This is a genomic window from Comamonas sp. A7-5 (assembly GCF_039581385.1).
GTDB lineage: Bacteria > Pseudomonadota > Gammaproteobacteria > Burkholderiales > Burkholderiaceae_C > Comamonas > Comamonas thiooxydans.
Genome location: NZ_JBCPWO010000014.1, coordinates 88,188 through 101,954 on the forward strand (window position 1 = coordinate 88,188; position 13,767 = coordinate 101,954).

The 13,767-nt window shown below is 60.7% G+C and carries 15 protein-coding genes; 9 read left to right on the forward strand and 6 right to left on the reverse strand.

Annotated features, from left to right (window positions below; translation table 11 throughout):
* Nucleotides 1–16: 16 nt before the first annotated feature.
* On the forward strand, nt 17–751 hold the full coding sequence (gene trmB, locus AAIL67_RS19850) for a tRNA (guanosine(46)-N7)-methyltransferase TrmB (RefSeq protein ID WP_343484667.1): 735 nt from the start codon (nt 17–19) through the stop codon (nt 749–751).
* A gap of 246 nt (nt 752–997) precedes the next feature.
* Here the strand turns inward: trmB and alaS are convergent, their stop codons facing one another.
* On the reverse strand, nt 998–3,622 hold the full coding sequence (alaS, locus tag AAIL67_RS19855) for an alanine--tRNA ligase (protein WP_343484645.1): 2,625 nt from the start codon (nt 3,620–3,622) through the stop codon (nt 998–1,000).
* Between the two features lie 210 nt (nt 3,623–3,832).
* Between alaS and AAIL67_RS19860 the strand changes: the two genes are divergently transcribed.
* Nucleotides 3,833–4,126, forward strand: a complete 294-nt coding sequence (locus AAIL67_RS19860) for a hypothetical protein (RefSeq protein WP_003064870.1) — start codon at nt 3,833–3,835, stop codon at nt 4,124–4,126.
* A gap of 51 nt (nt 4,127–4,177) precedes the next feature.
* On the opposite strand, the gene AAIL67_RS19865 is transcribed toward AAIL67_RS19860, so the two are convergent.
* Together AAIL67_RS19865 and smpB are read right to left on the reverse strand one after the other, a co-directional pair.
* Nucleotides 4,178–4,576, reverse strand: a complete 399-nt coding sequence (locus AAIL67_RS19865; protein WP_003064869.1) for a DUF4259 domain-containing protein — start codon at nt 4,574–4,576, stop codon at nt 4,178–4,180.
* A gap of 103 nt (nt 4,577–4,679) precedes the next feature.
* Entirely contained in the window at nt 4,680–5,153 is a 474-nt protein-coding gene (gene smpB / locus AAIL67_RS19870) for an SsrA-binding protein SmpB (protein ID WP_003054725.1), read from the reverse strand.
* 159 nt (nt 5,154–5,312) lie between these two features.
* Here smpB and AAIL67_RS19875 point away from each other — a divergent pair, with 159 nt between their 5' ends.
* Both AAIL67_RS19875 and AAIL67_RS19880 read left to right on the forward strand, forming a co-directional pair.
* A complete protein-coding gene (locus AAIL67_RS19875) occupies nt 5,313–5,765 on the forward strand; it encodes a type II toxin-antitoxin system RatA family toxin (RefSeq protein WP_003064868.1) in 453 nt (150 codons plus the stop codon).
* A complete protein-coding gene (locus AAIL67_RS19880; protein WP_224648184.1) occupies nt 5,758–6,120 on the forward strand; it encodes an RnfH family protein in 363 nt (120 codons plus the stop codon). The genes AAIL67_RS19875 and AAIL67_RS19880 overlap by 8 nt, the downstream gene beginning before the upstream one ends.
* Before the next feature lie 69 nt (nt 6,121–6,189).
* Here AAIL67_RS19880 and AAIL67_RS19885 read toward each other — a convergent pair whose 3' ends face one another.
* Nucleotides 6,190–6,693 carry a DUF4124 domain-containing protein gene (locus AAIL67_RS19885; RefSeq protein ID WP_343484646.1) on the reverse strand — a complete coding sequence of 168 codons (504 nt, stop codon included), beginning with the start codon at nt 6,691–6,693 and terminating at the stop codon, nt 6,190–6,192.
* A 97-nt stretch (nt 6,694–6,790) separates the two neighbouring features.
* On the opposite strand from AAIL67_RS19885, the gene guaB reads away from it, so the two are divergent.
* From guaB to AAIL67_RS19910, 5 genes are all read left to right on the forward strand, one after another.
* A complete protein-coding gene (guaB, locus tag AAIL67_RS19890; protein ID WP_003064862.1) occupies nt 6,791–8,266 on the forward strand; it encodes an IMP dehydrogenase in 1,476 nt (491 codons plus the stop codon).
* 97 nt (nt 8,267–8,363) lie between these two features.
* Complete coding sequence (locus AAIL67_RS19895) at nt 8,364–8,636, forward strand: type II toxin-antitoxin system prevent-host-death family antitoxin (protein ID WP_034355606.1); 273 nt, start codon at nt 8,364–8,366, stop codon at nt 8,634–8,636.
* Entirely contained in the window at nt 8,633–9,073 is a 441-nt protein-coding gene (locus AAIL67_RS19900) for a type II toxin-antitoxin system VapC family toxin (RefSeq protein WP_003064858.1), read from the forward strand. The genes AAIL67_RS19895 and AAIL67_RS19900 overlap by 4 nt, the downstream gene beginning before the upstream one ends.
* 33 nt (nt 9,074–9,106) lie before the next feature.
* Nucleotides 9,107–10,723 carry a glutamine-hydrolyzing GMP synthase gene (guaA, locus tag AAIL67_RS19905; protein WP_003064855.1) on the forward strand — a complete coding sequence of 539 codons (1,617 nt, stop codon included), beginning with the start codon at nt 9,107–9,109 and terminating at the stop codon, nt 10,721–10,723.
* 306 nt (nt 10,724–11,029) lie between these two features.
* Complete coding sequence (locus AAIL67_RS19910; protein ID WP_033945656.1) at nt 11,030–12,232, forward strand: site-specific integrase; 1,203 nt, start codon at nt 11,030–11,032, stop codon at nt 12,230–12,232.
* Nucleotides 12,233–12,321: 89 nt separating this feature from the next.
* On the opposite strand, the gene AAIL67_RS19915 is transcribed toward AAIL67_RS19910, so the two are convergent.
* A complete protein-coding gene (locus AAIL67_RS19915) occupies nt 12,322–12,567 on the reverse strand; it encodes an AlpA family phage regulatory protein (protein WP_017760536.1) in 246 nt (81 codons plus the stop codon).
* Nucleotides 12,568–12,670: 103 nt separating this feature from the next.
* A complete protein-coding gene (locus AAIL67_RS19920) occupies nt 12,671–13,708 on the reverse strand; it encodes a LuxR family transcriptional regulator (protein ID WP_343484647.1) in 1,038 nt (345 codons plus the stop codon).
* Nucleotides 13,709–13,767: the final 59 nt, after the last annotated feature.

Consider the following 13,767-nt stretch of genomic DNA (forward strand, 5'->3'; position numbering starts at 1 on the left):
AACACCTACCACCGATATGGCCGAAAACGTGCCAGCCGCTGACGCACCCGCAGCATCCCAAGGCCAGGCGCCCGAAGGCGTGGCCTATCCCAAGACCATCAAAAGCTATGTACGCCGCGCCGGCCGCACCACCACGGGCCAGGCCAAGGCTTTTGAAGAACTGGGTCCGCGCTTCCTGCTGCAATACCAGAAGGCTCCTCTGAACGCCGCTGCCGCCTATGGCCGCGACGGCAAGCTGATTCTGGAGATCGGCTTCGGCATGGGTGAAGCCACCGCCCATATCGCCCGCGTGCGCCCCGACGATAATTTCCTGTGCTGCGAAGTGCACGAGCCCGGCGTGGGCGCGCTGCTCAAGCGCATTGGCGAGCAGGAGATCGAGAACATCCGCATCCTCCAGCACGATGCCGTGGAAGTCATCGACAACATGCTGCCCGAAGCCTCGATCGACGGCGTGCACATCTTCTTCCCCGACCCCTGGCACAAGAAAAAGCACAACAAGCGCCGCCTGATCCAGAGCCCACTGATCGCCAAGCTGGCTGCTCGCATCAAGCCCGGCGGCTACATCCACTGCGCCACCGACTGGGAACCCTATGCGGTGCAGATCCTGGAAGTGCTGAACGCAGAACCCATGCTGCAGAACACGGCCGAGAACTACGCCGAAAAGCCCGACTACCGTCCGCTGACCAAATTCGAAAACCGCGGCATTCGCCTCGGTCATGGCGTCTGGGACCTGGTGTTCAGGAAAAAGTAATACCCCCTGAGGCGCTCTGCGCCTTCCCCTAGCCGGGCGCCCCCTTTCTCTACGCGCTTCGCACTATGGAAGGGGGACGATGCCTTCGCCGCGAGGCGGCTCTTGCTCGGCATCTCGGATCTTGATCACCGCCAGTTGCAAGGGTTTCGCTCCAAGCCATAAAAAACGCTCCTCATTGAGGAGCGTTTTGTTTTGAGTCAAGGCAGCCTAAGCTGCCTTTTGACGCTCGCCTTACAGGCGCTCGGCTCAGAGGCGCTCGGCCACCCAGGCTTGCACGCTGGCCAGCGCTGCGGGCACGGCTGCGGCATCGGTGCCGCCGGCCATGGCCATATCGGGCTTGCCACCGCCCTTGCCGCCCACTTGCTGGGCCACAAAGTTCACCAGCTCGCCGGCCTTGACCTTGGCAGTTTCAGCTTTGGTCACGCCTGCAGCCAGCTGCACCTTGTCGCCGTCCACGGCAGCCAGCACGATCACGGCCGCGCCCAGCTTGTCCTTGAGCTTGTCCATGGTGTCGCGCAAGGTCTTGGCATCGGCGCCTTCGAGCTTGGCTGCCAGCACCTTGACGCCATTGACGTCGGCGGCCTGCGTGGCCAGCTCGTCGCCCTGGCTGGAAGCCAGCTTGCCCTTGAGCGCAGCGATTTCCTTTTCCAGTGCCTTGATCTGATCCAGTGCACCGCCGATGCGGTTGGTCAGCTCGGCTGCAGGGGCCTTGAAAGCGGCTGCAGCCTGGTCCACGGTGGACTCCAGCGACTGCAGATAGGCCAGCGCGTTCTCGCCGGTAATGCCTTCGATACGGCGCACGCCAGCGGCCACGCCGGATTCGCCCACCACCTTGAACAAGCCGATGTCGCCGGTACGGCTGACGTGAGTGCCGCCGCAAAGCTCGCGGCTGGAGCCGATATCCAGCACGCGCACGGTTTCACCGTACTTCTCGCCGAACAGCATCATGGCGCCGGTCTTCTGGGCGCTTTCGATATCCATCACGCGGGCATCGGTGGCGGTGTTGGCCAGCACCTCGGCATTCACGCGGGCTTCGATCTCGCGGATCTGCTCGGCCGTCACCGGGGCGTTGTGCGCAAAGTCGAAGCGGGTGCGCTCGGCATTGACCAGCGAGCCCTTTTGCTGCACATGGCCGCCCAGCACTTCGCGCAAGGCCTTGTGCATGATGTGTGTGACCGAGTGGTTGCGCATGGTCGCTGCGCGCACGGCGGTATCCACCTGTGCTTCAACGGCATCGCCCAACTTCAGGCTGCCGACTTCCAGCACGCCGTGGTGACCGAATACATCGGCCTTGATCTTGAGCGTGTCTTCCACGACAAAGCGGTTGCCGCCTGCGGCAATCACGCCCTGGTCGCCGACCTGGCCGCCGGATTCGGCGTAGAAGGGGGTCGTGTCCAGCACCACGACACCGTTTTGGCCGGCCTGGAGCTCGTTCACGCTCACGCCATCGGCGTACAGCGCGACGATCCTGGCAGCCTCGGCCAGCTTGTCGTAGCCGGTGAACACATTGGCGTCCCCCGTGTATTCCAGCGCGCGGTCCATCTTGAACTTGCCGGCTGCGCGCGCCGTTTCCTTCTGGTGCTGCATGGCGGCGTTGAAGCCTGCCTCGTCCACCGTCACGCCACGCTCGCGCGCCACATCGTTGGACAGGTCCAGCGGGAAGCCGTAGGTGTCATGCAGCTTGAAGGCCACATCGCCGGGCAGCACCTTGACGTCGCCGGCCAGAGCGCTGTCCAGGATTTCCATGCCGTTGGCCAGGGTCTCGAAGAAACGCTCTTCCTCGGCCTTGAGCACGCTGGTGATATGTGCTTCCTGCTCCTTAAGCTTGGGATAGGCATCGCCCATCTGCACCACCAGGTCGGCCACCAGCTTGTGGAAGAAGGGAGTCTTCTGGCCTAGCTTGTAGCCGTGACGGATGGCGCGGCGGATGATGCGGCGCTGCACATAGCCGCGACCTTCGTTGGAAGGGATCACGCCGTCGGACACCAGGAAGGAGGTGGCGCGGATATGGTCGGCAATCACCTTCAGCGAAGGAGTGCTCAGATCTTCGGTGCGGGTTTCGCGGCCGGCAGCCTTGATCAATGCCTGGAACAGGTCAATCTCGTAGTTGCTGTGCACATGCTGCAGGATGGCCGCCAGGCGCTCCAGGCCCATGCCGGTGTCCACGCAAGGTGCGGGCAGCTTCACCACGGAGCCATCTTCCTTCATGTCGAACTGCATGAACACATGGTTCCAGATCTCGATGAAGCGGTCGCCGTCTTCTTCCGGGCTGCCGGGAGGGCCACCGGCAATGTGCTCGCCGTGGTCGTAGAAGATTTCCGAGCAGGGACCGCAGGGGCCGGTGTCGGCCATCATCCAGAAGTTGTCGCTCTTGTACTTGCCGCCCTTGTTGTCGCCGATGCGGATGATGCGCTCGGCAGGCAGGCCGATGACGTTCTTCCAGATGTCATAGGCCTCGTCGTCTTCGTGATAGACCGTGGCCAGCAGCTTCTCGGCAGGCAGACCGAAGACCTTGGTCAGCAGCTCCCAGCCCCACTCGATGGACTCCTTCTTGAAGTAGTCGCCGAAGGACCAGTTGCCCAGCATTTCGAAGAACGTGTGGTGGCGCGCGGTGTAGCCCACGTTTTCCAGGTCGTTGTGCTTGCCGCCGGCGCGCAGGCAGGCCTGCACCGAAGTTGCGCGGTTGTAGGGGCGCTTGTCCGTGCCCAGGAACACGTCCTTGAACTGCACCATGCCGGAGTTGGTGAACATCAGCGTCGGATCGTTGCCGGGAACCAGCGAGCTGGACGCGACAACCGTGTGGCCCTTGGAAGCGTAGAAATCCAGGAACGTCTTGCGGATGTCCGCAACGGAAAAAGTGGGTGTACTCATGGTGTTTGGTATGAAGACGCCTGCATGACGCCTGCGATCAGTACGGCCCGGCGCTGCTTTTTCAGGAGCTGCGCAGACAGGCAAATCAGCCGAACATTATAGGTTTGCGGCTACATACCCGCGCGGCCTTGTGCCGATAACAGCGATCATGAATTTTCATGCGTTGCATTAATGTCTTCATCATCGGCTTGCGGATAATCGGCAACCACTATGAGCGATACACCCCAAACCGAGACCTCCAAGCCCGCTGCCCCCGCCAAAAACCGCCTGGTCGTCTGGCTCATCGCCCTGCCCGTGATCATCTTTGGCGCACTCATGCTCATCGGCCAGTTCATGGACGATCCGCTCAGCAAGCAGCGCTGGACGGAGGCAGAAACCATCAAGATCTGCTGGAAACAAACGGCCAAGCCCGAGGCCGAGCGCAAGACCCAGGAGTTCAAAACCCCTCAGGACTGCGAACGCCTGGAGTTCGATTTCAAGACCCGCTACGGCGAAAACCCTTGAGGCAGCCGCGACGCGGCAAGCCCGGGCAGGCGTCTTGGGTGACTGAGGGGCTTACTCTTCGCCCCAGTCTTCGTCCGCGCCCTCTTCCTCTTCTGCTGCAGCCAGCGCGATCATGCGATCGAAAGTCTCGATGATCGCGATGCGACGGTCCTGCTTGTAGCCCTCTTCGGGCTCCAGCTCGTCGATGCTCTGGTCCCAGGCCTGCAGATAAGTGGCTTTCCATTGCTCCAGCGTCTGCAGATCCGGCCACAGCGGATGCATGCCGCCCTCGGCCATGGCGCACAGCAGCTCGATACGGCAGGGAACCAGATCGGACTCAGACTCGCCTGCCTGCAAGGCCTCGGGCGAGTCCAGAGCCTCGGCAATTTCATCGATGAGCTGGCCCGTGATATCCGCCAGCCAGTCCAATGCGGTGTCGTTATCGAAATTGCCGTGCGACCAAGTGCCCATGACCAAACTCCTTGCTGCGATATGTCAGTAAAGCAAGGCCCAACATAGCGAGCCTTGATGTCAGAACTGTGTCAGTGCGGAAGATCGATCCAGGCGCGGCAAGTCAACGGTTGCGGTTTTTCATGGCGCGCTCCACCTCGCGCTTGCCTTCGCGGTCCTTGATCACGTCGCGCTTGTCATGCTCGGCCTTGCCCTTGGCCAGGGCGATCTCGCATTTCACGTAACCGTTCTTCCAGTGCAGATTGATAGGCACCAGGGTATAGCCCTTTTGCTCGACCTTGCCGACCAAGCGCTTGATCTCGTCCTTTTTCAAGAGCAGCTTCTTGATACGTGCCGAGTCGGGATTGACGTGGGTGGAAGCGGTCTTGAGCGGGTTGATCTGGCAGCCCAGCAGGAACAGCTCGCCGTCCTTGATCAGCACATAGCCATCGGTGAGCTGCACCTTGCCGCTGCGCAGGGCCTTGACCTCCCAGCCGTGCAGCACCATGCCGGCTTCGTGGCGCTCCTCGAAGAAATAGTTGAAAGCTGCTTTTTTATTGTCGGCAATGCGCGACGATGTTTCTGGTTTCTTGGCCATGGAATATTAGTTGCAGGCGGACCGGAGATGAAAGCTCTCCCTACAATACTGGATTGCCGTCTCGCCTCTGAGCGATGATTTTAGTTTCGCATCGCGCCTCTGGGTGCATTGGCCTAGGCCAATTCCCTGCTCTTGCGCCCTGCTGATTGCTCTTTGTTCATGAAAAACGTCAACAAGTCCGTCCTCATCTGGTACAGCCCCGAAGAAATGTTTGCCCTCGTGACGGACGTGGCCCACTATGCCGACTTTCTGCCCTGGTGCGATCATGCCAAGATTCTGGAGCAGGACGACACAGGCATGACAGCCGAGGTGGGTATTGCGTTCAGCGGACTGCGCAAGTCTTTCGTGACGCGCAACACGAACAGTAGCATGGATGACGGCGGCAAGCAGGTCAGCATGCGTCTGGTCAAGGGACCTTTCTCGCGTCTTGAAGGCCACTGGCGCTTTCATCCTGTAGGCGACGGCACGCAGCGCGCCTGCAAGGTCGAGCTGCAACTGGACTACGGCTTCGAGAACGGTGCCGTAGCCGCCATCATCGGCCCGGTCTTCGACCGCATCGCAGGCTCCATGGTTGACGCCTTCATCAAGCGAGCCGAGCAAATCTATGGCTGATGCCCTGCCGGAGGTGATCGACATCACGGTCTGCATCTCGCCCTGCCCCGGTACCGTAAAGGAAGCCTTGTTGCAGCTTCCCGCAGGCAGCACCGTCCAGCAGGCGCTGGACGCCGTGACCGCTTCAACAGCATTGCCGGACCTTCAAGTACCCGAACCCTTGGCCGGCATGGTCGGTATCTGGGGCAAGGTCGCGAATCCGGGCCAGGTTCTCAAACATGGCGATCGTCTGGAAGTCTATCGCCCGCTGACCGTAGACCCCAAGGTTGCCCGACGCGAACGCTTTGCCCGCCAGGGTGCGCGCAGCGCCGGACTTTTCAAGCGTCAGAGAGACGGAGCCAAGGCGGGTTACTAGCCAACAGGACTCAAAAAAGCGCCTTCAGAAGGCGCTTTTTTATCGAGATCCCGGCGAAGACTCCGGCGACTACTGCGCTGGCTCGGCCATGGGCCCGCAATCGGAAGCGATCACGGCATCGGCGCGCTTGATCTCGGCATCGCGCGCGGTCTCATCCATGAAGCCACGCTCGCCCTTGGCATTCACATGGGAGAGCAAGCGGCCCGACGCCAGGGTTGTCTTGGCCTGCCTGGCACGATTGCAGTTGTCCTGGCGCTGCCTTTCCTTTTGCAGTCTGTCAGCCTGGGTCTTGGCTGCTTCCTGCTCCTGCATCTTGCGCTTTTGCTCTTCCAGCCCCTTGTCCACACCGGCGTCCGCCACGGGCTTGGCCGCGCCGACCTCCGGCACCGCCGAAGGTGCTGCGGGCCTGGCTCCGCCGGGGCTGCGCAAAATATTCTTGGCAGGGATATCGGCCGGCGGAGCCCTGTCGCTGAACACTTTGCGCCCCTGACCATCAATCCATTGCCACTGGGCAATTGCGGGGACCGTGCAGCAGGCAATGGCTGCAAACAAAGCGAACTTGATGGCGTGCATGGAGTCAATAAGTCTTGGACTGGCGTTGGGGATTCTGGGTCACGAGCCCACATTGTGCGGCAAGTCACAGGTACAATCTTTCTTTTGGAGCCATCACATGCGCCTTCTCGGAAAAGCACTGACCTTTGACGACGTCCTGCTCGTTCCCGCCTACTCCGAAGTCCTGCCCAAGGACGTTTCCCTCGCCACCCAATTCACTCGCAATATCCGCCTGAACCTGCCCCTGGTGTCTGCCGCCATGGACACGGTGACAGAAGCGCGTCTGGCCATCGCCATTGCGCAAGAAGGCGGTATCGGCGTGATCCACAAGAACATGACAGCCGAGCAACAAGCCGCTGAAGTGTCCAAGGTCAAGCGCCACGAATCCGGTGTGGTGCACGACCCTGTGGTCATCACCCCCGAGCACACCGTGCTGCAAGTGCTGCAGCTGTCGGAAGAACGCGGCATTTCGGGTTTTCCCGTGTGCGACGGCGGCAAGGTGGTCGGCATCGTGACCAGCCGCGATCTGCGCTTCGAGACTCGCTACGACGTTAAGGTCAGCCAGATCATGACGCCCCGCGAAAAGCTGATCACCGTCAATGAAAAAGACGGCACCAGCCCCGCCGAAGCCAAGGCACTGCTGAACAAGCACAAGCTCGAACGAATCCTGGTGGTGAACGACGCCTTTGAACTCAAGGGTCTGATCACTGTCAAGGACATCAACAAGCAAACCACCTTCCCCAATGCCGCGCGTGACGCATCGGGCCGCCTTCGCGTGGCTGCCGCTGTCGGCGTGGGCGCTGGCACCGAAGAGCGCGTGGAACTGCTGGTCAAGGCCGGTGTGGACGCGATCGTGGTGGACACGGCTCACGGCCACTCCAAGGGCGTGATCGATCGCGTTCGCTGGGTCAAGCAGAACTACCCCCAGGTGGACGTCATCGGCGGCAATATTGCCACCGGCGCAGCCGCCCTGGCTCTGGTGGAAGCCGGTGCCGACGCGGTCAAGGTCGGTATCGGCCCTGGCTCCATCTGCACCACCCGTATCGTGGCCGGTGTGGGCGTGCCCCAGATCATGGCCATCTCCAATGTGGCCGACGCCCTGAAGGGCACCGGCGTGCCCCTGATCGGTGACGGCGGCATCCGCTTCTCCGGCGACATCTCCAAGGCCCTGGCCGCTGGCGCCTCCACCATCATGATGGGCGGCATGTTTGCGGGCACCGAAGAAGCTCCTGGCGAAGTGATTCTGTACCAGGGCCGCTCGTACAAGAGCTACCGCGGCATGGGCTCCATCGGTGCCATGCAGCAAGGCTCGGCCGACCGCTACTTCCAGGAATCCTCCACCGGCAACCCCAATGCCGACAAGCTGGTTCCCGAAGGCATCGAAGGCCGCGTCCCCTACAAGGGCTCCATGGTCTCCATCGTCTATCAGATGGCTGGCGGCGTGCGCGCCTCCATGGGCTACTGCGGTTGCGCCACGATCTCCGAGATGAATGAAAAGGCCGAGTTTGTGGAAATCACCGCAGCCGGCATCCGCGAATCTCACGTGCATGACGTGCAGATCACCAAGGAAGCGCCCAACTACCGCGCTGACTAAGCAAGCCCCTTGAAATCTGACCAGATTGAAAAACCTGGTCAGAATGCTAAAATCTGGCCTGAACTACTGGTTCTAGCCAGATTTTTTGTTTTCCATCATGCAATCTATCGGTATCTACGAAGCCAAAAGCCGCTTTTCCGCCCTGGTCGAAATGGTCGAGCAAGGCGAAGAAGTTCGCATCACGCGCCATGGCAAAGAAGTCGTGCGCATGCTGCCCATGCGCCGCAAGCCCGTTATCACCGATGAACAGATTGCCCGCGAGCTGGAGCAGATCTCGGCCCTGCAGCAGACAGTGAAAGCTCAAGCAGCCACAAACCCGGCAGCGAACAGCATCACCGGTTTGCGCCACACAGGACGGAGCCAGGCATGAGCGCCACCGCTTTTGTGCTCGATGCATCCGTCACCGCCGCCTGGTTGCTGCCTGACGACGCCAGCGAGCACACCAGACGCCTCTACACCCGTATCCGCCGCGATGAAGTGGACCCACAAGCCCCCAACCTCTGGCAGTGGGAATGCGGCAACCTGATTGCATCGGGCGTGAATAATGGCCGTATTCCACAGACTTCGGTCGAAGGCCTGTGGGGCGTGCTGGAAGCCATTCGCCACCGCGTGGAGCTGCACGACCTGGCTCCTGCACAGCACAAGGCCGTGCTGGATGTGGCACTGGACACCGGCCTGCCCACCTACGATGCCGCATACCTGTGGCTGGCGCAGTCGCTGCGCCTGCCACTGGCCACATTCGATGCAGCCCAGATCGCGGCCGCCCGCAAAAGCGGCGTCACCGTCTGGGCTCCCGAAGATTTCTAATCCCTTTTTGCCACCCTCTTGCCCTTGATCACCATGCAACACGACAAGATTCTTATTCTGGACTTCGGCTCCCAGGTCACGCAGCTGATTGCTCGCCGCGTGCGCGAAGCCAATGTCTACTGCGAAGTTCACCCCTGCGATGTGAGCAGCGACTGGGTGCGCGAGTTTGCCGCCGACGGCAAGCTCAAGGGCATCATCCTGTCCGGCAGCCATGCCTCCGTCTACGAAGTGGACGACCGCGCTCCCGACGCCGTGTTCGAGCTGAACCTGCCCGTGCTGGGCATTTGCTACGGCATGCAGACCATGGCCACCCAGCTGGGCGGCAAGGTCGAAGGCTCCAACACCCGTGAATTCGGTTACGCCGAAGTGCGCGCCCATGGCCACACCAAGCTGCTGGAAGGCATCGAAGACTTCGCCACGGCCGAAGGCCACGGCATGCTCAAGGTCTGGATGAGCCACGGCGACAAGGTCACCGAACTGCCTCCAGGCTTCAAGGTCATGGCCTCCACGCCGTCCTGCCCCATCGCCGGCATGGCCGACGAAGCACGTCGCTACTACGCCGTGCAGTTCCACCCCGAAGTCACGCATACCGTGCAGGGCCAGGCACTGCTCAACCGCTTTGTGCTCGACATCTGCGGCACGCAAGCTGACTGGATCATGGGCGACTACATCGAAGAAGCCGTGGCCAAGATCCGCGAGCAGGTGGGCGATGAAGAAGTGATCCTGGGCCTATCCGGCGGCGTGGATTCGTCCGTGGCTGCAGCCCTGATCCACCGCGCCATCGGCGACCAGCTGACCTGCGTGTTCGTCGATCACGGCCTGCTGCGCCTGAACGAAGGCGATATGGTCATGGACATGTTCGAAGGCAAGCTGCACGCCAAGGTCGTGCGCGTCGATGCCTCCGCTCTGTTCCTGGGCGAGCTGGCCGGCGTGTCCGAGCCCGAGCAAAAGCGCAAGATCATCGGTCGCCTGTTCGTGGACGTATTCAAGGCCGAAGCCGAAAAGCTCAAGGCAGCCAACGCCGGCTCCAAGGGTGCAACCTTCCTGGCCCAGGGCACCATCTACCCCGACGTGATCGAGTCCGGCGGCGCCAAGAGCAAGAAGGCCGTCACCATCAAGAGCCACCACAACGTCGGCGGCCTGCCCGAGCAACTGGGCCTGAAGCTGCTGGAGCCCCTGCGCGACCTGTTCAAGGACGAAGTGCGCGAACTGGGCGTGGCCCTGGGCCTGCCCCGCGGCATGGTCTACCGCCACCCCTTCCCCGGTCCCGGCCTGGGCGTGCGCATTCTGGGTGAGGTGAAGAAGGAATATGCCGACCTGCTGCGTCGCGCAGATGCCATCTTCATCGAAGAGCTGAACAACTGGATCGACGAAAAGACCGGCAAGAGCTGGTACGACCTGACCAGCCAGGCCTTCACCGTGTTCCTGCCCGTCAAGAGCGTGGGCGTGATGGGCGACGGCCGCACCTACGACTACGTCGTGGCCCTGCGCGCCGTGGTCACCAGCGACTTCATGACTGCCGACTGGGCCGAGCTGCCCTACGGCCTGCTCAAGAAGGTCTCCGGCCGCATCATCAACGAAGTGCGCGGCATCAACCGCGTCACCTATGACGTGAGCACCAAGCCACCAGCAACCATCGAGTGGGAGTGATTCGGTGTCTGGCATCGGCTGGCACCGAGTAGCATGAAAACACACCTAAGCCCGCGTCACTGCGGGCTTTTTTATGATTTGGTTCGGCATCTTCAGGCAATATTTGGCATCGCCAAGCACCGTTTTTTCATGGCATGATGAATGGCATTGAACGCTTCAATGCCATGAGATGCCGCCAATACCATGCAGTCCCTTCCGGGTGTTCATGGTATTGATATGGCGTAACACAATGATTTTATTGTGTTTTTACGCCATGATAGGATGGGCTGCGAATCATGGTATTGGAGCCGAATCAGGGCGAAAACCATGCTGACCGATACCAAGCTGCGCAACCTCAAGCCGAGGGACAAGCTCTACAAGGAAAACGACCGTGACGGCCTCTATGTGGCCGTCACGCCCGCCGGGGCGATCTCGTTCCGCTACAACTACTCGATCCACGGCCGGCAGGAGACCATCACCTTCGGCCGCTATGGCGTCGGCGGCATCACCCTTGCGGAAGCCCGCGAGCGGTTGGGCGAGGCCAAGAAGATGATCGCGGCTGGGAAGTCGCCGGCCAAAGAGAAGGCGCGGGACAAGGCTCGCATCAAGGATGCGGAGACGTTCGGGGCATGGGCGGAAAAGTGGCTGCGCGGCTACCAGATGGCCGACTCCACCCGCGACATGCGCCGTTCAGTCTACGAGCGCGAGCTGAAGCCGAAATTCAGCAACCAGAAGCTGGTGGAGATCACCCACGAGGACTTGCGGGCGCTGACCGATGCCATCGTGGAGCGCGGTGCACCGGCGACCGCAGTGCATGCTCGCGAGGTGGTGTTGCAGGTCTTTCGCTGGGCCATCGAGCGCGGCCAGAAGGTTGAGAACCCGGCAGAGCTGGTGCGGCCGACGACTATCGCCAAGTTCGAGCCGCGCGACCGTGCGCTGACGCCCGACGAGATCGGTCTGATGTACCAGTACATGGAGCGCATCGGCACAACGCCATCCATTCGGGCTGCCGCCAAGTTGTTGCTGCTGACGATGGTGCGCAAGAGCGAGCTGACCAACGCGACCTGGAGCGAGATCAACTTCAGCGAGGCGCTTTGGACCATCCCGAAGGAGCGGATGAAGCGACGCAATCCGCACCTGGTTTTCCTGTCCCGGCAGGCGCTGGACATCTTCATTGCCCTCAAGACCTTTGCCGGCGGATCGGACTACGTGTTGCCGTCGCGGTACGACTCGGACTTGCCCATGAGCAGCGCCACGCTCAACCAGGTGCTGACGCTGACGTATCGGCTGGCGCAGAAGGAAGGGAAGTCACTCGCCAAGTTCGGGCCACATGACTTGCGGCGCACAGCCAGCACGTTGCTGCATGAGGCCGGCTACAACACGGACTGGATTGAGAAGTGCCTGGCGCACGAGCAGCGAGGCGTCAGGGCCGTCTACAACAAGGCCGAGTACCGCGAGCAGCGGACGGCGATGTTGCAAGACTGGGCGGACATGATCGACGAATGGACACTGAAGCGGCCGAAGGCGTAAGCCAGAAGATGACAGTTCGCTCGCCTGCCCGAACATCGAGGCATGGCCCCGGGTTTCATTGACACTTGAGGGGCGCTGCGTTTTAGCCGCTAAAAAGTGGCTGCTGCGACCGACGGGGTGAAGCCGGGACGCATGGCCTGAGTGCCCGATGCCTTGCGCGCCTCGATCCATTCCTCGACCTCTGCCAAGTCCCAGGCGACGTTTCGGCTGGTGAGTGCGATCCGGCGCGGGAATTCCCCACGCTGCTCCATGTTGAAAATCGTGCGCTCAGACAGCGGGATCATCGCCAGTAGCTTCTTGCGGTTGATAAGCGTCTTGCTTGTCGTTGCTTGCATCTCCTGGCCTCTTTCAGTCACTTGCGAACATGTGCCTGATGGTGCCTGGCGAAGCAGGTTGATTCGGTCCAATTGTTGGCGATTATGGTTGACAAGATGGGCGTCAAAAAACGAAGTGCCTATTGGGTTTCCTCAGGTCGAATATTTCGGAAATCGATGTCAGTGCTTTAGATACCGCTTGGCGAGTCAGGGATTTTTGTCTATGGCCTTGCAACTTGCTTGCGATCACTGATTGATTGAACCCGGAATGTAGAAGAACCAGCATTTTTTTCTTGGTGTCCGACAGCTTATTGTCCACCATCAATCGGGCCAGATTGCGCAGCGCGGCTTTGTCTGCCGGCTGCACTCCCTTGTGCAGCAAATAGCGGTAGTAATAGCTATCTACCAGTGGATCGCCCGACGCCGCTGCCTGTGGTGAGGACGGCCTGGCGCATTGGCGGCTGAGCCTCGCTACTTCGACTTCAAACTGGCTGAGCGACCGCTTCGCTTGTCTGTATACAGGGTTCCATTCGCCATTCGGAAGTTTGGGGCGATGCCTGTTGCAATACTGATGGCTGAGTTCAAGCTTCTTGCGGTTTTCAAGCTCCACATCATTGACCTTCTCCTCGGCGACTATGGCCATGAAGGCTGAAAACTCCGAAAGATTTCCGCAGAGATCGCAAAAGCCATGTTTGCGTTCTGCATTGAGACTGACGCCCCTGACGGCAGTTGAGGTCTTTGGACGCTTTCGGCCACAGTCACTAACCAAGTCGATTAATGATTCGAACGAGGCAACAAAGCGTTGATCTCTGGCTGTTTGCGTGTCTTCCGTCTTGATGAACTGGCGTAGCAACTGCCGTTGCACACGAACCATCGCATCAAACCCAACCAGTCGAATAATTGCGCTGAAGCCGATTCCTGTTCCCGCGCCGGGGACGTAACCAGAATAGCGTGCCGGTAGAGTTGCCAAGTACGCGCTCACGGCGGGGTCGACCACTTCGTGGATCAGTCGCCAGATGGGGTAGCGTCTTGAGGATATGGAGTATGGCTTCCAGCGTTCGCGAAAGTCTTTGATAGCCTGAGAAACGCCAGGCGCACATCCTTCCCAGATGGAAATGTAGTAAGGGCCAAGGCGTTTCTGCGCGTCTTCTTCGCTTTCCATGTCAACCATTATCGACAACAAATAGGCTCCAAGCAAGCCTGGCGCTGCGTAACCTTCGT